The organism is Pseudomonas azerbaijanorientalis, from assembly GCF_019139795.1.
In the GTDB taxonomy this organism is placed as follows: domain Bacteria; phylum Pseudomonadota; class Gammaproteobacteria; order Pseudomonadales; family Pseudomonadaceae; genus Aquipseudomonas; species Aquipseudomonas laurylsulfatiphila.
The window spans coordinates 3,051,722-3,072,157 of the sequence record NZ_CP077078.1; the positions used below are offsets into that span (position 1 = coordinate 3,051,722).

At 59.5% G+C, this 20,436-nt stretch carries 21 protein-coding genes; 7 read left to right on the forward strand and 14 right to left on the reverse strand.

Annotated elements, in window-relative coordinates:
* Positions 1 to 70 precede the first annotated feature (70 nt).
* Both gnd and zwf read left to right on the forward strand, forming a co-directional pair.
* Entirely contained in the window at positions 71 to 1,051 is a 981-nt protein-coding gene (gene gnd / locus KSS91_RS13605) for a phosphogluconate dehydrogenase (NAD(+)-dependent, decarboxylating) (protein ID WP_217838305.1), read from the forward strand.
* Entirely contained in the window at positions 1,048 to 2,562 is a 1,515-nt protein-coding gene (zwf, locus tag KSS91_RS13610; protein ID WP_102673777.1) for a glucose-6-phosphate dehydrogenase, read from the forward strand. Before gnd ends, zwf begins: the two co-directional genes overlap by 4 nt.
* 99 nt (positions 2,563 to 2,661) lie before the next feature.
* Here the strand turns inward: zwf and nhaB are convergent, their stop codons facing one another.
* The 3 genes from nhaB to KSS91_RS13625 all read right to left on the reverse strand — a co-directional run bounded on the left by nhaB (position 2,662) and on the right by KSS91_RS13625 (position 6,084).
* Positions 2,662 to 4,164 carry a sodium/proton antiporter NhaB gene (gene nhaB, locus KSS91_RS13615; RefSeq protein ID WP_217838306.1) on the reverse strand — a complete coding sequence of 501 codons (1,503 nt, stop codon included), beginning with the start codon at positions 4,162 to 4,164 and terminating at the stop codon, positions 2,662 to 2,664.
* A 78-nt stretch (positions 4,165 to 4,242) separates the two neighbouring features.
* Positions 4,243 to 5,532 (reverse strand): NHL repeat-containing protein, encoded by a 1,290-nt coding sequence (locus KSS91_RS13620; RefSeq protein WP_217838307.1) that lies wholly within the window; start codon positions 5,530 to 5,532, stop codon positions 4,243 to 4,245.
* Between the two features lie 285 nt (positions 5,533 to 5,817).
* The gene (locus KSS91_RS13625; protein ID WP_217838308.1) at positions 5,818 to 6,084 is read right to left on the reverse strand and encodes a hypothetical protein; all 267 of its coding nucleotides are present in this window, start codon (positions 6,082 to 6,084) and stop codon (positions 5,818 to 5,820) included.
* Between the two features lie 343 nt (positions 6,085 to 6,427).
* Here KSS91_RS13625 and KSS91_RS13630 point away from each other — a divergent pair, with 343 nt between their 5' ends.
* Positions 6,428 to 7,753: a sigma-54 dependent transcriptional regulator gene (locus KSS91_RS13630; protein ID WP_217838309.1), complete on the forward strand. Its 1,326-nt coding sequence runs from the start codon at positions 6,428 to 6,430 to the stop codon at positions 7,751 to 7,753.
* A gap of 237 nt (positions 7,754 to 7,990) precedes the next feature.
* Here KSS91_RS13630 and fapF read toward each other — a convergent pair whose 3' ends face one another.
* From fapF to pnuC, 8 genes are all read right to left on the reverse strand, one after another.
* Positions 7,991 to 9,298: a fibril amyloid transporter FapF gene (gene fapF / locus KSS91_RS13635; protein WP_217838310.1), complete on the reverse strand. Its 1,308-nt coding sequence runs from the start codon at positions 9,296 to 9,298 to the stop codon at positions 7,991 to 7,993.
* A gap of 45 nt (positions 9,299 to 9,343) precedes the next feature.
* A complete protein-coding gene (fapE, locus tag KSS91_RS13640) occupies positions 9,344 to 10,105 on the reverse strand; it encodes a fibril amyloid subunit FapE (protein ID WP_217838311.1) in 762 nt (253 codons plus the stop codon).
* A 26-nt stretch (positions 10,106 to 10,131) separates the two neighbouring features.
* Positions 10,132 to 10,812: a fibril amyloid maturation endopeptidase FapD gene (fapD, locus tag KSS91_RS13645; RefSeq protein ID WP_217838312.1), complete on the reverse strand. Its 681-nt coding sequence runs from the start codon at positions 10,810 to 10,812 to the stop codon at positions 10,132 to 10,134.
* Positions 10,813 to 10,873: 61 nt separating this feature from the next.
* On the reverse strand, positions 10,874 to 11,710 hold the full coding sequence (gene fapC, locus KSS91_RS13650) for an amyloid-like fimbrin subunit FapC (protein WP_217838313.1): 837 nt from the start codon (positions 11,708 to 11,710) through the stop codon (positions 10,874 to 10,876).
* 64 nt (positions 11,711 to 11,774) lie between these two features.
* Positions 11,775 to 12,389 carry a fibril amyloid subunit FapB gene (gene fapB, locus KSS91_RS13655; RefSeq protein WP_217838314.1) on the reverse strand — a complete coding sequence of 205 codons (615 nt, stop codon included), beginning with the start codon at positions 12,387 to 12,389 and terminating at the stop codon, positions 11,775 to 11,777.
* A gap of 1 nt (position 12,390) precedes the next feature.
* The gene (gene fapA / locus KSS91_RS13660; RefSeq protein WP_496197741.1) at positions 12,391 to 12,828 is read right to left on the reverse strand and encodes a functional amyloid chaperone FapA; all 438 of its coding nucleotides are present in this window, start codon (positions 12,826 to 12,828) and stop codon (positions 12,391 to 12,393) included.
* 354 nt (positions 12,829 to 13,182) lie between these two features.
* Positions 13,183 to 13,707 (reverse strand): AAA family ATPase, encoded by a 525-nt coding sequence (locus KSS91_RS13665; RefSeq protein ID WP_217838316.1) that lies wholly within the window; start codon positions 13,705 to 13,707, stop codon positions 13,183 to 13,185.
* On the reverse strand, positions 13,704 to 14,267 hold the full coding sequence (pnuC, locus tag KSS91_RS13670) for a nicotinamide riboside transporter PnuC (RefSeq protein WP_217838317.1): 564 nt from the start codon (positions 14,265 to 14,267) through the stop codon (positions 13,704 to 13,706). Before pnuC ends, KSS91_RS13665 begins: the two co-directional genes overlap by 4 nt.
* A gap of 234 nt (positions 14,268 to 14,501) precedes the next feature.
* On the opposite strand from pnuC, the gene KSS91_RS13675 reads away from it, so the two are divergent.
* Positions 14,502 to 15,332, forward strand: coding sequence for an undecaprenyl-diphosphate phosphatase (locus KSS91_RS13675; RefSeq protein WP_217838318.1), 831 nt, complete (start codon positions 14,502 to 14,504; stop codon positions 15,330 to 15,332).
* Positions 15,329 to 15,760, forward strand: a complete 432-nt coding sequence (locus KSS91_RS13680) for a DUF1294 domain-containing protein (protein ID WP_217838319.1) — start codon at positions 15,329 to 15,331, stop codon at positions 15,758 to 15,760. Before KSS91_RS13675 ends, KSS91_RS13680 begins: the two co-directional genes overlap by 4 nt.
* Positions 15,761 to 15,768: 8 nt before the next feature.
* On the opposite strand, the gene KSS91_RS13685 is transcribed toward KSS91_RS13680, so the two are convergent.
* Both KSS91_RS13685 and KSS91_RS13690 read right to left on the reverse strand, forming a co-directional pair.
* Positions 15,769 to 16,128 carry an MmcQ/YjbR family DNA-binding protein gene (locus tag KSS91_RS13685; protein WP_217838320.1) on the reverse strand — a complete coding sequence of 120 codons (360 nt, stop codon included), beginning with the start codon at positions 16,126 to 16,128 and terminating at the stop codon, positions 15,769 to 15,771.
* Positions 16,125 to 17,033: a LysR substrate-binding domain-containing protein gene (locus KSS91_RS13690; RefSeq protein ID WP_217838407.1), complete on the reverse strand. Its 909-nt coding sequence runs from the start codon at positions 17,031 to 17,033 to the stop codon at positions 16,125 to 16,127. The genes KSS91_RS13685 and KSS91_RS13690 overlap by 4 nt, the downstream gene beginning before the upstream one ends.
* A 131-nt stretch (positions 17,034 to 17,164) precedes the next feature.
* On the opposite strand from KSS91_RS13690, the gene KSS91_RS13695 reads away from it, so the two are divergent.
* Entirely contained in the window at positions 17,165 to 17,776 is a 612-nt protein-coding gene (locus tag KSS91_RS13695) for an FMN-dependent NADH-azoreductase (protein WP_015095007.1), read from the forward strand.
* Positions 17,777 to 17,944: 168 nt separating this feature from the next.
* The gene (locus KSS91_RS13700) at positions 17,945 to 18,982 is read left to right on the forward strand and encodes an alpha/beta hydrolase family protein (RefSeq protein WP_217838321.1); all 1,038 of its coding nucleotides are present in this window, start codon (positions 17,945 to 17,947) and stop codon (positions 18,980 to 18,982) included.
* Positions 18,983 to 19,066: 84 nt separating this feature from the next.
* Here the strand turns inward: KSS91_RS13700 and KSS91_RS13705 are convergent, their stop codons facing one another.
* Positions 19,067 to 20,254, reverse strand: a complete 1,188-nt coding sequence (locus tag KSS91_RS13705) for an MFS transporter (protein WP_217838322.1) — start codon at positions 20,252 to 20,254, stop codon at positions 19,067 to 19,069.
* Positions 20,255 to 20,436 lie beyond the last annotated feature (182 nt).

Sequence of the window (20,436 nt, forward strand, 5' to 3'; positions counted from 1 at the left end):
CTAACCTCATGAGTCGCGTTGGGCTATAACCTTTGACACACTTTTTATTTGTAGTAGGGAGCATCAGCACATGCAACTCGGGATTATTGGACTGGGCCGCATGGGCGGCAATATTGCGCGGCGCCTGATGCTCAACGGGCACACCACCGTTGTTTACGACCGCAATACCGCCTTTGTCGAAGCCCTGTCCGCTGAGGGTTCCACCGGCGTCACGGATCTTCCTGCGCTGGTCGCTGGCCTGGCCAGGCCGCGTGCGGTGTGGGTCATGCTGCCGGCAGGCGCGCCGACCGAAGAGACCATCGACACCCTGAGCACCTTGCTCGAAGCTGGCGACACCATCATCGACGGCGGCAACACCTTCTATAAGGACGATATCCGTCGGGCCAGGACCCTGTCGGAAAAAGGCCTGCATTACATCGACGTCGGTACATCCGGCGGCGTCTGGGGCCTGGAGCGTGGCTACTGCATGATGATCGGCGGCGATGCCGCGACCGTTACGCGTCTCGACCCGCTGTTCGCAACCCTGGCCCCGGGCATGGGCGACATCCCGCGTACCAAGGACCGCAAGTCCGACGACGATCGTGCCGAGCGTGGCTACATTCACGCAGGTCCAGCTGGCGCCGGGCATTTCGTGAAGATGATCCACAACGGCATCGAATACGGAATGATGCAGGCCTTCGCCGAAGGCTTCGACATTCTGCAAACCAAAAACAGCGAGAGCTTGCCAGCCGACCAGCGTTTCGATCTGAACGTCGCCGACATCGCCGAAGTCTGGCGTCGTGGCAGCGTGGTGTCCTCATGGTTGCTCGACCTGACGGCCGACGCCCTGGCCAGTGATCCGAAGCTCGACGGTTTCTCCGGGTCGGTGGCCGACAGCGGTGAAGGTCGCTGGACCATCGAAGCGGCGATGGAGCAAGCGGTGCCGGTGCCGGTGCTGTCGAACTCGCTGTTTTCCCGCTATCGCTCGCGCGGCCAGGGCACCTTTGGCGACAAGATTCTCTCGGCCCAGCGCTTCGGCTTCGGCGGCCATGTGGAGACCTCGAAAAAATGACCCACGTGATCCGCAGGAAATCCAAGGCTGAGCCTGCACCCGCGACGACGCTGTTTCTGTTTGGCGCCCATGGCGACCTGGTCAAGCGTCTGTTGGTGCCGGCGCTGTATAACCTCAAGCGCAACGGGCTGCTCGGGGATGGACTGCGGATCATTGGCGTTGACCACAACGCCATCAGCGATGAAGGTTTTGCGCAAAAGCTCGAAGACTTCATTCGCAACGAGATGGCTGGCAAGGGCGATCACACCCTTGATCCAGCGGTCTGGTCCAGACTTGCCAAAGGCATCAGCTACGTCCAGGGCGATTTCCTGGACGACAGCACTTATCAAGCGCTGGCGGCGAAAATCGCCGACAGCGGAACCGGCAATGCGGTGTTCTATCTGGCCACCGCGCCGCGTTTCTTCAGTGAGGTGGCGCGCCGACTCGGTGCCGCCGGCTTGCTGGAAGAAACCCCCGAGGCCTTCAGAAGGGTGGTGATCGAAAAACCCTTCGGCTCCGACCTGCAAACGGCCGAGGCCTTGAATGCCTGCCTGCTCAAGGTGATGACGGAAAAGCAGATCTACCGGATCGATCACTATCTGGGCAAAGAGACCGTACAGAACATTCTGGTCAGCCGGTTCTCCAACAGTCTGTTCGAAGCGTTCTGGAACAATCACTACATCGACCACGTGCAGATCACCGCCGCTGAAACCGTCGGCGTGGAAACCCGTGGCAGTTTTTATGAGCACACGGGCGCGCTGCGGGACATGGTGCCCAATCACCTGTTCCAGTTGCTGGCGATGGTGGCGATGGAGCCGCCCGCCGCGTTTGGCGCCGATGCGGTGCGCGGCGAGAAGGCCAAGGTCGTCGGCGCGATCAGGCCCTGGACAGTCGAGGAGGCCCGCGCCAACTCGGTGCGCGGCCAGTACGCCGCGGGTGAAATCGACGGCAAGGTGCTGCCGGGCTATCGCCAGGAAGACAAGGTCGCGCCCGACAGCAATACCGAAACCTATGTGGCCCTCAAGGTCATGATCGATAACTGGCGCTGGGTCGGGGTGCCGTTCTACCTGCGCACCGGCAAGCGCATGAGCGTGCGTGACACCGAGATCGTCATCTGTTTCAAGCCTGCGCCCTATGCGCAGTTTCGCGACACCGAGGTCGATGAGCTGCAGCCGACATATTTGCGCATTCAGATCCAGCCGAACGAAGGCATGTGGTTCGACCTGTTGGCCAAACGTCCCGGTCAGGCCCTGAAAATGGACAACATCGAACTGGGGTTTGCCTACAAGGATTTCTTCGAGATGCAGCCGTCCACGGGCTACGAAACCCTGATCTACGATTGCCTGACCGGCGATCAGACGTTGTTCCAGCGCGCCGACAACATCGAAAACGGCTGGCGCGCCGTACAGCCGTTCCTCGATGCCTGGCAGCAGGACGCCAGCGTGCAGAGCTATGCCGCCGGGGAAAACGGCCCGAAGGCCGGCGAAGAATTGCTCACCCGTGACGGTCGCGTCTGGCACCGACTCGGGTAATGTGGGAGCGAGCTTGCTCGCGAAAGCGGTCTGTCAGACACTTGGATGTGAATGTGCCGACGCCATCGCGAGCAAGATCGCTCCCACAGGGGCGGGGGATTACAGCCAGTAGCTCACCGCATACCACCCGAGCAAGCCCATGACCACGGTGTACGGCAACGCCATCCAGACCATCCGCCCGTAAGACAGACGCACCAGCGGTGCAATCGCCGAGGTCAGCAAGAACAGGAACGCTGCCTGGCCGTTGGGCGTCGCCACGCTCGGCAGGTTGGTGCCGGTGTTGATCGCAATGGCCAGTGTCTCGAAATGTTCGCGGGTCATCTCACCCGCCATGAATGCGCGCTTCACTTCGGTGATGTAAATAGTCGCGACGAACACATTGTCACTGATGGCTGACAGCAGGCCGTTGGCAATGAACAGCATGCCCGGTTGTTGGTCCGCCGGCAGTGCGAGTACCCATTGGATCAACGGCGAGAACAATTGCTGGTCGTGAATCACCGCGACCACGGCGAAAAACACCACCAACAAGGCGGTAAACGGCATGGCGTCCTTGAACGCGGTGCCGAGGCGGTGTTCGTCGGTGATGCCGGTAAACGCGGTGATCAACACGATCACCATCAAGCCGATCAAGCCCACTTCGGCGATGTGAAACGCCAGCCCGGCGATCAGAATCAATGCGGCAGCGCCTTGTACCACAAGCGCGGCACGTTGGCGGGCGGTGCGCTCGGCATTGTCTTCGGCGGCGTAGTTGGCCAGCACTGCACGGACGTTATCCGGCAGCAGCGTGCCGTATCCGAACCAGCGCAGCTTTTCCAGCAGGACGCATGTCACCAGGCCTGCAACCAGTACCGGCAGGGATACCGGTGCAACCTTGGTGAAGAATTCGTAGAAATGCCAACCCATTTCATGGCCGATCAGCAGGTTCTGCGGCTCGCCGACCAGCGTACACACACCGCCCAGTGCGGTGCCTACGGCACCGTGCATCAGCAGGCTGCGCAAAAAGGCGCGGAACTGTTCGAGATCGCCCTGATGCAGGGTCGGCAGATGTTTGTCGTCGCTGTACTCGCTGTCCTGGCGTGGGTCGTTACCCGAGGCGACGCGGTGATACACCGAGTAAAAGCCTACGGCGGCACTGATGATCACGGCGGTCACGGTCAAGGCATCGAGGAACGCCGAAAGGAAGGCCGACAAAAAGCAGAACATCAGGGCCAGCGCGGCCTTTGAGCGAACCCCCAACAGCAGGCGCGAGAACAGATACAGCAGCAAGTCCTTCATGAAGTAGATACCGGCCACCATGAACATCAGCAGCAGGATCACCGGGAAGTTGTGCAGCAACTCGTCATACAGCGCCTGGGGCGTGGTCATCTTCAGTAGCAGGGCTTCGACCAGCAACAGGCCGCCGGGCATCAGCGGATAACACTTGAGCGCCATGGCCAGGGTGAAAATGAACTCCAGCACCAGCAGCCAGCCGGCCGCCACCGGGCCTGCGGTCCACATTACCAGGGCATTGAGAATCAGAAAGCCGACGATGCAGGCCTTGTACCAACGGGGCGAATGCCCGAGAAAGTTGTGCGCGAACGCCTGGGCCATTGAACCGGACATCGGCTGCTCCTTGTTTTAAGAAGCGCGCAAGTTGCCGCAAGCGGGTGAGAAGATCAAGCGCAGGAAAAATGCACGCGCCTACCCGTGATAGCGAACGATGACCGCCTTGTAGTTTCCATGCAGTGAATAGCCGCCGACGACGATGTTTCCGTCGGCCTGCGCCGCGACACAGGTGGCGGTATCCAGGCTCGGGCCCAGGCGAGTTCGTGTATAGCCGCTGCCTTTGCCGAAACGGCGATCGGGAAGGCCGCTGGGCAGGTATCGCCCGACAATGAAGTCTGCTTCGATGCCGCCGATGGTTGCGCCCGCCGTCAGCACACCGCCATCGGGCAGTAACTGCGCGGTATTCCACTGGCAGCCGTTGTGGCCAATTACCAGACGCTGCGGCTGGCCGCCGTTGCAGTGGTTGTCGGGGCGGCCGTTGCTGTGCATCTTGAATGTCAGGCAGTGCATCGGTTCGCGACTGCTGCCAAAACACAAGACGTCGCCGTTGATTTGCTGGACCACCTGACTGACCCGGGCGCCATGCCCACGCGCCTTGAACGTCAGGAATCCATCCACGGCAAAACTGTCGTCGAGGCGGCCGTCGGCGTGGTAGCGCGCCAGCAAGCCTTCTTCAGGAAAGTTGATCGACCCACCCACCATAACCCGGCCGTCACCTTGTACCGTCAGGCTGCTGAGCCAGGTATTCATCAGCAGGTGCCGGACCACCACAAAGCCACGGCCATTGAACGAGCAGTCCAGCGAGCCTTCGACATCCAGTCGTATCAACAGGCCCACGTGATCGGCCTGTTCGAAGTGATGGTTGGCCAGGATCAGGATCCGGCCGTCTCGCTGTACGCCCACATCGCAGGCTTCAGCGCCCGGCACGCCGGGAGGCAGCCAGATATCGCGCATACCGAGTGACAGACCACCAGGCAATCGCACGACGCGGCGGCCATTATCGCCAAAGCTTCGAACCAGGCGCCCCTCTTGATCGAACAGTGCCAGACCCGGGAGCGTGCGGTGTGCGTTATCGTATTGCAGGCCGGCCAACAGGATATTGCCGTCGGGCATGACCAGAACCCTGGCGCCCATGGCTTCGAATCCGGGTTCGAATTGCCCGATGACGCTGCCTTGCCTGCCGAACGCAAGGTCTGCCGAACCATCCTCCAGCAAGCGGGCCAGGCCAAAGCGGCTGCCCTCGGCCATGGCGACCTTTGCCGCCACCAGCACACGGCCTCGGGCATCGATTGCGACGTCGTTGGCCATGCTGCAAAGGCTGTCGGCGAAATACACCTGGGTTTTACCGTTGCCTGCAAACGTCGTATCGAGAGCGCCGGCAGTGTTCCGGATGGCGGGGCGGGCAATGGCGGACTGGATTGGCATGAACCGCATCTCCTTGCGAGTCGTCCTTATCCAGAAGTTTGGGTGGCGACTTTATAAGGAGAACATTCAATCCCTGAATGGGGAGATGCACAACGGTATGAACTAACAGACGGAGAGTCGCTGTGTGCCACAACAGTGTCTTTTCGAACCAATGGCAAGCCTGCAAAGTATCAGGCACACAAAAGTTCAAACTAACGGGGCAATGAGTGCGTATGGTCGAGAACCATCAGCCCAACTAAAGGCGGGGGGAGGGCGCGGATTACCCCGGAGTAATCCGCAAAACGATCAGTGCGGCATCGACCACGACTGCAGTGTGTAACCTTCCTCGCTCAATTCGGCGCGAGCCTGTTCCAGCAGCTGTTCGAGTTGTGCGGGATCGGAATAAGCACTGCTTGGGATCTGCTTGCGGCCAATGCTGGTGCTGGTGCGATCGATAACGGTCAGGCTGAGTTCGCCATTACCGTCTTGTGGAGCCCAGGCCACGCATTTGAATGGTTTGAATGCGCGGTCGGCAATCAGAAGTGCTTCGTTGATACGGAGCGGGGCGTTCATAGGATCTTCTCTCTGTATGCCCAATCAAGTGATGTGCCGTCGGTTGGGCTTACCGTTCGGCTGGTTACTTGTACTGATGCCCGCAACCGGGGTCCGGGTCACACACAATCAAAAGAAATTTCGACTTTATTTCATAGGCTCAAGAATGAGTCCGGCATTGAAAGCTGAATGAAAGGAAAGAGTCGTTAGGTAACTATCAAAGGCGCTTCTTATAACTGCATTTATTGCAGTCCTATAGTCAAACGGTACAAGGGGCTGTCAAGTTCTTGCTAACGTTACAGCCAGGTCTGCCAAATGATTGTTTTTAATAAATTTTCTAAAATTTTGGCGCCAAGGAACAGTCATGAGCGATGTGCCAGCTTCACGACGTCTATTAGTGGTGGACCCCTGTGACGATTGCTATCGTCTGCTCCCTGGACTGCGCGAAATCGGTTGGGAGGTTGACAGCTGCACGCTGGAGCACGCCGCTGAGCGAACCTGTGACGTGGGCTTGATACGCCTGCAGCCGTATCACCTTGAGCACCCGGAGCCGGTCAAGGAGTTGATCAGCCGCAGTGGCGCAGAGTGGATAGCCGTACTCAACCAGGAAGTGCTGCGACTGAAAAATGTCGGCGACTTTGTCTGTGAATGGTTTTTTGACTTTCATACCTTGCCATTCGATGTGTCCAGGGTTCAGGTAACGCTGGGCCGGGCATTTGGCATGGTGCGGTTGCGTGGGCAGGGTACGGTGCATGTTGACCAGTCCGAGCACGAATTGCTCGGCGACAGTAAACCTGTGCGTGAACTGCGAAAACTGTTGAGTAAACTGGCCCCGACCGAATCTCCGGTATTGATTCGCGGTGAAAGCGGCACGGGCAAGGAATTGGTCGCACGAACCCTGCATCGCCTGTCCCAGCGTCACAGCAAACCCTTCATCGCGATCAATTGTGGTGCGATTCCCGAACACTTGATCCAGTCCGAGTTGTTCGGTCATGAGAAAGGCGCGTTTACCGGCGCACATCAACGCAAGGTCGGACGAATAGAAGCCGCTAACGGTGGCACCCTGTTTCTCGACGAGATCGGTGACCTGCCGCTGGAGTTGCAGGCCAATCTGCTGCGGTTCCTCCAGGAAAAGCACATCGAGCGGGTGGGCGGCAGTCAGCCGATTCCGGTCGATGTGCGGGTGCTGGCGGCGACGAATGTCGACCTTGAAGCCGCTATCGCGAAGAAACGCTTTCGCGAAGACTTGTATTACCGCCTGAACGTACTGCAAGTGCTGACCGTTCCGCTGCGCGAGCGCCATGGCGACTTAGCGATGCTGGCCAATCACTTTTCCCATTTCTACAGCCGTGAAACCGGACGTCGCCCCCGCAGTTTCAGCGAAGACGCCTTGATTGCCATGGGCAAACACGACTGGCCAGGCAATGTGCGTGAACTGGCCAATCGCGTTCGTCGCGGACTGGTATTGGCCGAAGGCCGGCAGATCGAGGCCCGCGACCTGGGGTTGATCAGTCAACACGCAATTGCCGCGCCGATGGGCACCCTCGAAGAATACAAGACCCGGGCCGAACGCCAGGCGTTGTGCGATGTATTGAACCGTCACAGCGATAACCTGAGTGTCGCCGCCAAAGTATTGGGCGTGTCGCGCCCGACTTTCTACCGGTTGTTGCACAAGCATCAGATTCGTTGAACTCCTGCTTCAAACAAAAAGACCGCTGCAATGGAAGTTGCTGGCGCGGCGCGCTTGAGTCCATCGCCAGCAGGCTGGCTCCTGCAGTTTCAACGTGGGCATGGCCCCCTGTGGGAGCTGGCTTGCCTGCGATGGTCGTTAACGATTACGCGTGTGACCTGGATGAACGCGGCGCATTCGAGTCCATCGCCAGCAATCTGGCTCCTACAGTTTTCCTGGATTGCGTGAAGAGCCTGGTCAGAAGTAGTAAGGGAATTTCAGGCTGAACTGGAAGTCCGGGGCGTCGTCCGTCATGCCAATGGACAGGTTGGGTACGATGGTCAGGCGGTCGGTGGCCGCAATGGTCATGCCGATGTTGAAGTAACCGGCGTTGGCATCGCTGGACACCACCGACTGCCAATCCCCGCCATCTTCCTTGAGCTGGCTTTTGCGTTGCACCAGGTCGGAGACCGAGAACGACATGCTCATCTTTTCGTTCAAGGCGAACGCAATACCGGCGCCAATCTGGAAACTGTCACCAATGCGTACTTTGCCCGGCGTCTTGAGCGCCGGGTTGGAGCTGATGTCGTCGAAGGATTCTTCCAGGTTGTGCGTGTACGACAGGCTGCCGAACAGCACTGCCGGATCGAAGGTCTTGACCAGAGAGATCCCCGGCGTAATCGACCAGACGCCGTTACCGGTAGGCAAGGACTCAGGCACGGCCAGGTTGGAATTGGCGTCCACCCGAACCAGCTTGATGCCGAACGGGTCTTTGCCGGTGGGAGCCTTGACGCGCAAGGTCAACACGGCATCCGGCGTGTTGGCCGACTCGTCGAGGAATTTGTAGGCGATACCGAAGTTGACGTCACCAATGGCCGGGTCTTCCTTGACGGTGTCTTCGGTCGTGACGTTGGCGGCACCGCTATTGCCGCCACCGGACTGGTACGTGGACTGGCGGTAGACCACCGGCACGTTCAGGTCGAACTGCCAGCGATTGTTGAAGTTGTAGCGGCCGGTGAGGTCCAGCGTCCAGGTGTCAGCCTTGATCCGGTCCAGGTTGATGGCACCGAGAAAGATCGAGTCCAGGGCGAGAAAACCGTTGAGGACCAGTTGGCGGGTATCGTACCTGGAGTAGGTTATCCCGGTTTCGACGCTGAACTTGCCACCGCCGAAGAACCCGCTGGCCTCGTCATACAGGTTTGAAACGCTTTGCGCCGGTTGTGAGTCTTCGGCCAGCGATTGTCCATACGAACTGCCGCTGCCTCCGGCGGCCCCCCCTGAAGCCGCCGCGGCACCGGTGCCGGTGGCGACGTTTGGATTGCCCTTCAAGTCCGCTGGTGACTTGGCCAGGCGTTTGGGAGGGGGGGGAGCGGGCTGTTCTTCGACCTGGCGGACCCGTTGTTCGAGAACCGCCAGAGCTTTTTGCTGGACTTCGTATCGTTGTTTCAACTCCAGAAGCTCTCGTTTGAGAGCCTCCAGTTCCGGGTCAGGTGCTGCCTGCACCAACGCCACCGGGAGTAGAGTACACAAGCATATAACTGTACGCAGTGATACCGATCGGTACATGAAAAAGCCGTCCATTTGTGCCCAATGGTCGTGATTCAGCGTAGTTCAATACCCCAAGGTTCGTAATGCAGTGAGTTGGTTCAGGTTGTAGCCCAATGCACCAGCACTCGGGCTTTTATTGTCGAGCACGACGTTGAGTCGAGTCATGTTGTTGACCACATTGCTGCTGCCCAGCAACCGGGTGTCTTGAAGTAATCCGCCCTGGGCGACTTGTTGCAGGCTTGAGCCCTGGTTGTTGTTGGCGGTAATGGCCAGCTGAACACCGCCGCCGGTCGCGGACACGGCGACACTCCCTGCAGCATTGCTGCCGGTGATGGTTTGACCGGCTATCAGCGCCTGGCCCCGGCTAGGCACCGGCGCAGGGGCCGTACTGGCCTCTTTGACGTTGATGGCGATCTTGTTGTTTGAGCGGTTGCCATCGCCTGCAGCCCGTGTGACCTGGGTAATGCCCTGAGAGGTGCTCAGTCCGGCGCCACCCGTTACACGACCGGTGCCCGAGTTGGGCGAACCGCCTTTACCGCTGTGTTTGATGGTTGATACGTAGAACTCGGGCTTGACCGTTGCGGCTTGAAGACGCATCGAGGTGGTTGCCCCGATCAGATCACCACTGGCGTTGCGCCAGGTACTGCTCATGACAACACCGAAGCTGATGATCCGCCCCGGCATCACATACCGGCCACGCAACTCGGCCAGTTCCTGGTCCTTGATTTCGATGGGTCTGAACTCATCAGCAAAACCTGAAGTGGTCGCTGCCAGACAGGCAGTGACCACCCAATACGAGGTTTTCATTTGCTGCTCCCGGAGCATCCTGCCCCCTGTCATCTTATTGGCGATTAGAAGAAGTCGCTCTGTATGAAACCAAATTCCATCAATTCAGCATCTTTGACCGGGTTGAAATTATCCATCTTGTTCTTGGCAGTCAGCGGTTCCGGTGGACTGCGTAACGCATTGGTCTTGTCGTAACCGGGACCGATGATAGCGAAGACAATGCCATTCCAGCCTTTGACAAAGTCATCATGGGAGTAGCGTTTGTGACCGAGCACCGGGTCGCCGATGTAGACCCAGTTCTTGTCCGCCCGCTGCAACACCACGAAGTGCTTGTAGCCACGAGTTTCCATCAGTACTACCACCGGAATCGTCACGGCATCGAGTCGTTCAGGCGGGATCTTGTAACCCCGGGCGCGCATGCCGATGCTTTCTATGTAGCGCTTCATGTCCAGCATGGAAAAACCCTGGGTACGGACCAGATCCTGGTCGGCGAAGTCCAGCATGCCTTTGATGATGTACTCCTCATCGACGTCGAGCCAATAGGCCTGGCGCAGGATCGTTGCCAGCGCGGCGGCGCCGCAGCTGAAATCGGTTTTCTGTTCGACGATGTCGCTGAACTTGCGCTCACGCAAACTTTGTACGTGCTTGTACACCAGCACGCCGCCCGGCAGGGCGGCAACCGGCATCTGTGCAGCCTGGGTCAGGCCAGACAGGCACAGCAGAACGAAAAGGGCCGTCTTACGCATGGACGATACGCCTTCAAACCAAGGAAAAGCGCCGTCGCCGGGGCTTTCATGGCGGTCGCGATTATGGGCATGATTTACAGCCTGCGGCGATGGACAGCGAGTTGCTTTGCTGGTTGCCGACGCCGGACGATACGTTGGCTCCGCCGTTGCCGGAGAAGTTGTTCATCGAACTCGTGATCGAAGCATTGTTGGTTACAGGAGGTCTCCAGCCTTCTGGCGTCATCACTTGTTGAGTGGTTATGCCGGACAGACCGAGTACACCCACGGGTACGAATTCAGTCCTGGCGTTGTTGGTGACGTTCAGCCCGGACGTGCTTTGGTTGGCCGCCGCCGCGGCTACCGCTACACGGCCGCCGGAAACGGCAATTGCCAGGTTGTTTTTCTGTTGGTTGAAGTCGCCGGTGGTCACGTTGATGCCGATGTTGCCGGAACCGCTGTTGCCCGCGTTATTGAGCGTTGTGTTGTTGGTGTTGGAGCGGTTCCTGGCGGTGTTGCCGGTGTTCCTCTGAGTCGCGCTGGAGACGGCGACCGCGCTGCCGAAGATGAAGGCTTCGTCAGCCGTGGCAAGGGCGGCGGCGTTGTCTTGCTGGTTGCCGTTACCGGCTGCAACGTTGGCGCCCATGTTGCCGTTGGAGGTGTTCAGGGAGTTATCGATTTTGGCGTCGTTTTGGGTGCCCCGGTTCACTACTCTGCTGTCACTGCTTTCCTGCGTGTCCAGCACGGCGGCCCCGGCACCTGCGGTAATCTGCAGAATCTGTTCCAGCGACGGGCCATTAGGCTGTTGGTTGCTGCCTTGTCCATTGCCTTCGGGATCATCAACACCGGCTGCCTGGGCTGCGAATGCCATCACTGCTGCCAGGGCGAAAGCCAGTGGTTTGAGAGCAGTTGTCGGGTTCATGGTGATTCTCCGTGCTCATTAGTTGGTCAAGTGTTGATACTTCCCCATTCGCACTGTATCGGGGTCAGTCAGAGACCCGGATACTCAGGGTGTTAGCCATTCGGTTCCCCACCCCGGCACTCTGGTTCACCTGGATCACGCCCCGGCTGCCGGTAAAGGCCTGGTCGCTTGTCACGACCTGGCGACTGCCGATTGGGGTGCCAGTTGCTCCCGAGCTCGGTAGCAACGCCACGTTCTGTTGAGAAAGAGCACTGTCGTCGATGGCTTGCGGTGCAGCGCCGATGCTGATGCGCAGGGCGTTGGCCATCTGGTTGTTCGCCCCGGCACTCTGGTTGACGCCCAGTACGCCGTTGCCATTACTGAAAGAGGTGCCACCGATATTGGCCGTCGCATCCATCGACGGATTGGCCGGCGTGGTGATGCTCTGCCTGACGCTGGTGGTCGCCCCGGTTTCGGTGCCAATGGCGATCGCGCGGACGTTGGCCTGCTGCTGTTGATCACCCGCCGCCTGGTTGACGCTGAAGTTGCCTCGGTATTGGGTACCGGAATCCAGGAGGGTGGCGTTGTTCACCGAACTGACGCCCGAATCGGCCATCACGCTGGTGCCGCCGAGCAGGGCAAGTAACAGGGCAGGTATCCGGGCAGGTAAAAGGGCAGTTAAAAAAAGGGAACGATCCATCTCATTGCCCCCCCGTGATTCTGCTCAGTGGGCTGAGGCCGCTGCTCATGGCGCGGTTGATGGTTCCGGAAATGGCGGCGCCGCTGCCGCCACCGTGGCCGACGGACATGCCGGGCAAACCGTTGGGGTTGGTGATGACATTCAGGCCGTGCATGCCGCCCGGGTTTTGCCCGAAGCTGTTATGAGGGGCCGTTCCGGTGGTTACCCCGGCGATGTCGGCGTCGCTGAGTTCGCCGGTGACGCGGGCAGAAGGGTTGGCGCTGATGGTGGCCGGGTTCGGATCCCTGCCGCCGCTGCGACCGATGAGCGTTGGGTGAACGGTACGGTCAAGCACGATGACACCGTTGCCTTCGGCTTGAACGTTCAAACTGAGAACAGTGCCCGCAGCGCTCGCGATCAGCAGGAGGCACATCAAGCCTTTTTTTTTGAATATCTCCACGACATTCATTCCTTCATTTGTAAGCTGGCCCCGGTCAGCTGTGTGAGGAATAGAGCGAAAGCTGTGCCGCCTTTTGAATATCGAGTTGATTCAATGGTTTACAGACTTGGTTCGGGAACCCTATGTCGAGGGTGTACCAAGGGTGAGACGAATCCCTGCGCAGGCAGCCCGTAATTGCCGACCAATCCCTCTGGAACAAGGGTTCTAGCGCTGTTGTAACAATGTCTTAACACATCCTGTGGGCAAACGATGAGGGGTGTTGAAACGGGTAGTTTCAGGCAGGGAGGTTGTTTCAGGATCGGACACTCCCCCCCCACAGCAGGGGGAGGATGGGGAAAATGCCCCAAACGCCGGTCAGGCGCCGAGCAATCGGGTCACGGCGTTCAGTGCCTGGGTTCGGCGTTCTGCCCAATCTCCGTGCAGCACTTGAACCGGTTGTGCGTGGCGTTCAAGCCAGGCCAGGGTCTGCTCGAAAAATGCCTGGCGCTCACTCAATCGGGGCTGGCAACGCTGGCCGTCATCCGTCCACTCGACGTGCTCCGGTGACAGCAGCAGGTGCAAATCGTAATGCCGGGCCAGTAGCGTTTGTTCAATCCAGGCGGGGCAATCGTCAAACAGGGTCTGGCTCCAGAGGATATTGCTCAGCAGGTGCGTGTCGAGGATGAGCAAAGGTGGCTGTTGCGCCCGCGCCTGGTCTTCCCATGCCAATTGACCGCGGGCGATGGGCGTAATGTCGGCCAACGTGGTGTCCCGCGGATTCTGCTCGATGAACCAGCGCACGTACTCGTCAACCAGCATTCCGCCGAAACGCTGTTGCAACTCGGCTGCCAACCAGCTTTTACCGCTGGATTCAGGGCCTGTGAGGACCAGGACTTTCATGCGCGCAATGCCGGGTCGGCACGCCATTCGCGCCAGCCCTGTACGGCGATGACGGCGAACAACCCGTACAGGGTGGCGGTCAGGTACAGGTCCTTATAGACGAACAATCCGACGAATATCACATCCAAAGCGATCCACAACGGCCAGCACTGGACACGTTTTTGCGCCATCCAGACCTGCGCCACCAGGCTGAACCCGGTCAGTGCCGCATCAAGCCAGGGCTGTGCAGCGTCGGTCCAGTGGGCCATGGCCGCTCCCAGCGACAGACTGCCGACGGCACCAATGGCCAGGCTCAACACCACGGTTCGAGCGTCGAGGCGACTGACTTCGCGACCATGGGTCGTGTCGCCAACCCGTGTCCACTGCCACCAGCCGTAAAGCTGCAAGGCGGCATACACGACTTGCAGCAGCATGTCGGAATACAGTTTCACCTCAAAAAAGATCCAACTGTAGAGCAGCACCATGACCAGGCCGATAGGCCAGCACCAGGGGTTCTGTTTGACCGTCAGCCAGACGGCAATGACACCGAGGGCGGCGGCAAACAGTTCAAGCCCGGACATGGAGATACCTTGGGGAAATCGAAGAGAGGCGGATTGTAACCGCCGATCGGACTTGTCTGATAGGATTTCGCCCCCCCGCACGGGTAAAGCTGATTCAAGGTGGTTTTTTCACAGGATTTTAACGGTTCTGTGGTGATCCTTGATGCGCGGGAGACCTCAGCCAGGCTGATCGCAAAAAGCATTTGAAAAAATATTAACGGGGCATGCCGGCGTGCAAAGCCTTTTGGGGGATTGATGGATCTTTGGACCGCCTTTCAGGCATTGATTCTTGGGGTTGTAGAAGGACTTACCGAGTTCCTGCCCATTTCCAGTACCGGCCACCAGATCATCGTGGCCGACTTGCTCGGCTTCGGGGGCGAACGGGCGATGGCGTTCAACATCATTATTCAACTGGGTGCCATCCTGGCGGTGGTGTGGGAGTTTCGACGCAAGATCTTCGACGTGGTCATCGGTCTGCCAACCCAGCCGGGCGCCCGGCGGTTTACCGCGAACCTGTTGATCGCGTTCTTGCCGGCCGTGGTGTTGGGCGTGATCTTCGCCGACCTGATTCACCATTACCTGTTTAATCCCATCACCGTGGCAACGGCGCTGGTCGTGGGCGGGATCGTCATGTTGTGGGCCGAGCGCCGCCAGCATGAAGTACACGCCGAATCCGTGGATGACATCACCTGGAAAGATGCCTTGAAAGTCGGCTTCGCCCAATGCCTGGCGATGATTCCGGGCACTTCGCGTTCGGGCTCGACGATCATCGGCGGTTTGCTGTTCGGCCTGTCGCGCAAGACCGCTACCGAGTTCTCGTTCTTCCTGGCGATGCCCACCATGGTCGGCGCAGCGGTGTACTCGGGCTACAAGTACCGTGAACTGTTTGTCCCGGCGGATTTCCCGGTGTTCGCCATCGGCTTCGTCACGGCATTCATTTTTGCGATGATTGCGGTCCGCGGGCTGCTCAAGTTCATCGCCAACCACAGCTATGCAGCGTTTGCCTGGTATCGCATTGTGTTCGGCCTGATCATCCTGGCGACCTGGCAGTTCGGCTGGGTCGACTGGAGCGCGGCCAAGCCGTGAGTGACTCGCGCTCGCGCAACACCCCCGGACGCCCGTCCGGGGGACAGTTCCGCCATTCACGGTTGAAGTGGCTGGTGTTTGCAGTCCTGTGCGCGTTGCCGCTGTCGGGTTCGCTGTCGTTATGGCTGCACGGGGTGTCGCTGATTCCCCTCGCGGCCTACGGCATCGTCAGCGTCGTGACGTTTTTCCTGTACTGGAGCGACAAGCGCAAGGCACGCGCCGAGCAATGGCGTACGCCGGAGAACGTCCTGCATGCGCTGGAGCTCGCCGGCGGCTGGCCCGGTGCATTGCTGGCTCAGCAGGCGTTTCGCCATAAAACCCGCAAAGTCTCGTACCAGTTGGTGTTCTGGATCATAGTGCTGTTGCACCAAGTGTTCTGGATCGATCGCCTGTTTCTCGGCGCACATTTGTTCGCCTTGACCCGATAAACAACGCCCTACAGCAACAGTCCGACTTGAGTGCGCTTGGGCAGTTTGCTCACCACCAACTGGTGGGAACGCTGCAGCAATCCCTGTAGTTCTTCGCCACCGAGCGGGTAGGGCGTTTGCATGATGATCCACTGGGCGCGCGCCAGATAAGGCGCGGGATGAATCCCGGGACGGTCGCAATGGCCGAGAAACAGATCCTTGTCGACCTTGAAGGCCAGGGAATCACCCCTCAGGCCCTGCAAGGCGAACATCTTGTTCCCGGCAATCGAAAACACCCGCACGCCTCCCCATTTATAATCTTCCCGTGCACCGGGCAGGGCGAGGCAGAACTTCGCGACGTCCTCTTCGCTCATCCGTCCAGCTTTCATAACAATCGTTCCCCACAGGCATTGAAGGATTCGACCAGGTGGTCAATCCAGGCGCGTACCGCCGGCATTACCCCGCGTCGATGAGGATAGACCGCCTGCAGCCAGCCACCGGGCAGGGACCACTCGGGCAACAGCTGCACCAGCGAGCCGTTTTCCAGCTCCTGTTCGCAATACATCATGGGCAGCATCGTAAAGCCGATGCCAGAGAGGGTGCTGGCCTTGCGCACGATAAAGTCATCGATGCCCAGCCGGGCCTCGAGCGCAAGTTCACAACTCTTGCCGTTTTGATCCAGCAGGCGGATGTGCACCATGCGGTCGGCTTCCAGTGCGCCGAGCACCGGCAGGCTTTTCAGATCTTCGGGGTGATTGATCTCACGACCTTTGAGGAAACCGGGGCTGGCGACCATCACCATCTGCGCCTGACGCAGGCGGCGGGTGACCAGCAGCGGGTCTTCATCGCCTAGCTCCCGCACACGCAGGGCAACGTCAATGCCTTCGTTCACCAGGTCAACCCGGCGGTTGAGCAGCATGACCTCCAGCTGGACTTGCGGAAAGCGTTCGAGAAAGTCGCTGATCACCCCCGGTAATATTTCGTGGGCCAACCCGACCGGGCAGGACACCCGCAAACGCCCGCGGGGTTCACTGGACATGCTGGCCACGGCCTCGTCGGCCATTTCCGCTTCCAGCAGCATCGCCTGGCAGTGCCTGAGGTAGCGTTCACCCACAGCGGTCAGTTTCAGCTGTCGCGTGGTGCGTTGCAGCAAACGTGCACCCAGGCGTTCTTCCAGTTCGGCGATGCGCCGCGACAGTCGGGACTTGGGGATGCCCAGCAAGCGTCCGGCTGCCGCGAATCCGCCGGCTTCCACGACTTTGGCGAAGTAATACAGGTCGTTGAGGTCTTGCATGATGTGCATCCGATTGTTCTATCTGTGGGACGAACTATCGCATTGTTGCCGACTAATCAGCTATTGGTTTCGTCTGTAGGATTAGTCCCATCAGATCGCCCTTGTGGGCGATCCTCACTTGGAGATCCCACATGAAACTGCTGCATATCGATTCGAGCATCCTGGGCGACAACTCCGCTTCCCGTCAGTTGAGCGGTGAAGTCGTAAAGGCCTGGCAAGCCGCCGAGCCAACCGCCGTAGTGACCTACCGCGACCTGGCCGCTGATGCCATCAGCCATTTCTCTTCCACTACCCTGGTCGCCGCCGGCACCACCGCTGAACTGCGAAACGCCGCACAACAGCACGAAGCCGAACTGAGCGCCTCGACCCTGGCCGAATTCCTGGCCGCCGATGCCGTGGTGATTGCCGCACCGATGTACAACTTCACCATCCCGACTCAGTTGAAGGCCTGGATCGATCGCATCGCCGTCGCCGGCCAGACCTTCCGCTACACCGAAGCCGGCCCTGAAGGCCTGTGCGGCGGCAAGAAAGTGGTGATCGTTTCGACTTCCGGCGGCATGCACGCCGGTCAGGCAACCGGAGTTGCCCACGAAGAATATTTGAAGTTGCTGTTCGGTTTCATCGGTATCACCGACATCGAAATCGTCCGCGCCGAAGGCCTGGCTTACGGTGACGACGTCCGCAGCAAAGCCATGAGCGCTGCTCACGCGCAAATCAGCGAGCAGTTGTTCGCCGCTGCGTAAGGCCTGTGTAAAAGTTCGCAACCGTTCAGGTAAAGCCCAAAAAACTCTGTATTCTGGCTACGCAAGTACCAGCTACGGAGTTTTTTGTTTCTGGTCGTTTCGGGGGGGTGGCCCGACTTATGCAGTTCGGGGTGTACGTCTCAAGTCCGGTAACAAGGTGGGCATCTCATGGTGCGTCTTTGTGCAACTTTACTGATTTGCCTGCTCAGCAGCCTGAATACAGTGCACGCCGCGCCTGCACCGCATCCGCACTGGAGCGTCGGCTTCCATGAGATGACGTTTCTCGACCCACTGGACCTGCAGCCGATGCGTGCCATCGCCTTCTATCCTTCCAGTGATTGGGAGCACACCAGCAAACTCGAGGGTTATACCGTCGAAGCCGGGGAGGACACCAAGGTCGCCATTGGCCGGTTCCCGATGCTGATGCTGTCCCACGGTAACACCGGAACCCCCTTGGCCTTGCACGACCTCGCCACCTCGCTGGCACGCAAAGGTTTCGTCGTGGTGGCGGTGATCCACCCCGGTGACAACTCCACGGACCACAGCCGCCTCGGTACTTTGAGTAACCTGTACGGCCGACCGATCCAGATTTCCGAAGCCATCACGGCCACCCTGGGCGACCGCATGTTGTCCCCCTTCGTCAACGCCGATCAGGTTGGCGTCATTGGTTATTCGGCCGGGGGCGAGACCGCATTGATTCTGTCCGGCGCCACGCCGGACCTGGATCGCCTGCGCCGTTATTGCCAGGAACGTCCGGACGACCGCGACGCCTGCAACACTCAGGGTGAATTGATTGTCGACCGCGACGACCTGCAACCGGTGGCGGACCCACGCGTGCACGCCTTGATGCTGATGGCGCCGTTGAGCCTGAAGTTCGGTCGCCACACCCTGGCTGATGTGCACGTGCCGGTGCTGCTTTACAGCGGCGATGGCGACAAGCTGGTGGCGGTGGACAAGAATGCCGCGGCACTGGCGCGCAAGTTGCCGACGGCGCCTGACTTCAAGTTACTGGCGGGAGCAGGGCACTTCGTCTTCATGGCGCCGTGCAATGACGAGCAGATCGCGATCATGCCCGCGCTGTGTACCGATGCCGATGGCGTCGATCGGCAAGACATTCACCGCAATCTGATCTCTGAAGCCGGAAGTTTCTTCTCGCGCACCTTGGGCAGGGCGACCCGGGCCGGGATGCAGACGGCTGATCAATAGATTTCTTTGTAGGAGCTGCCGAAGGCTGCGATCTTTTGATCCTAAAGTCAAAAGATCGCAGCCTGCGGCAGCTCCTACAGAGGTTCAAGCCATGGCGCGGTGTTTCAATAGCAGGGTCAGTCCCAGGCCGATCACCGACAACAACGCGGCACTGAAGAAAATCCACGAATACCCCATGTTCAATGCGATCGCGCCCATCAAGGGGCCGGCGATCGCCAGCGCCAGGTCGAAAAACACCGCATAGGCACTTAGTCCCGCGCCCCGGCTGGAATTGGGCACCTGTTTGATGGCCTCGACACCCAGCGCCGGGTACACCAGCGACAGGCCGAAGCCGGTCAGGCCGGCGCCAATCAGCGCGTACCCGGTCGACGGGGCCAGCCACAGCAGCACCAGGCCCGCCGTCTCGATGCACATGCAGGCAATGGCGCAGGTGAACCCGCCGAATCGGCTGATGGCGGAAATGAACAGCAGCCGCGACAGAATGAAACAGACCCCGAACACGGTCAGGCAATAGGCGGCACCGGTCCAGCCGCGATTGACGTAATACAGGGTGATAAAAGTCGTCAGGGTACCGTAGCCGATGGAGGCGAGGCTCAGGCTCGCGCCAAACGGCGCAATGCGCCCGAACACCGCCCAAAACGGCAAGCGTTCACCGCGTATTACCGGCACCGAGGGCTTGTTGCGAATCAGCAATAGCGCAGCCAGGGCCAGCAGCGACAGGGCGATGCCCAGGCTGGCGAAACCGAGTTGTTGCACCATGACCACGCCCAGCGGTGCACCAATGGCAATCGCACCATAGGAGGCGATGCCGTTCCAGGAAATCGACCGCGCGGTGTGCTCGGCGCCCACCTGACCCATGCACCAACTGATGGTGCCGACACCGATCAAGCCTTGGGCAATGCCCAGCAACAAGCGTCCGGCGATCAGGATCAGCAGGCTGAGCAATGGCATGCCTTGCAACAGGGTCGACAGCAGCGTCAGCAGGCCACTGAGCACAATCCCGGACAAGCCATAGATGATCGCCCGCTTGGTGCCAACGCTGTCCGACATGCGCCCGGCCATGGGGCGGCTGAGCAGGGTGGCGAGGTATTGCGAGCCGATGGTCAGCCCGGCCACGATGGCGCTGAACCCCAATTGCTCGTGGACATAACCCGGCAATACCGCAATCGGCAAACCGATGCAGAGGAAGGCAATAAAGGTATAGAACACGATGGAGACGATCTGCAGGGTGATCGCCATGGAGCTTTGCGGGGGCACTTGCTGCACAGACATGAGGGCTCGTTCGCGGGCGGCGGTGGGAGAACTGCATCATGGCGCGGGACATTGATAAAAGGAAGCAGGCTAACTAATTATTGCTGGTATCGAGGGCCTCTTCGCGAGCAAGCCCGCTCCCACAGGGGAAATGCATTCCAAATGTGGGAGCGGGCTTGCTCGCGAAGGATTCGGTACCCAAC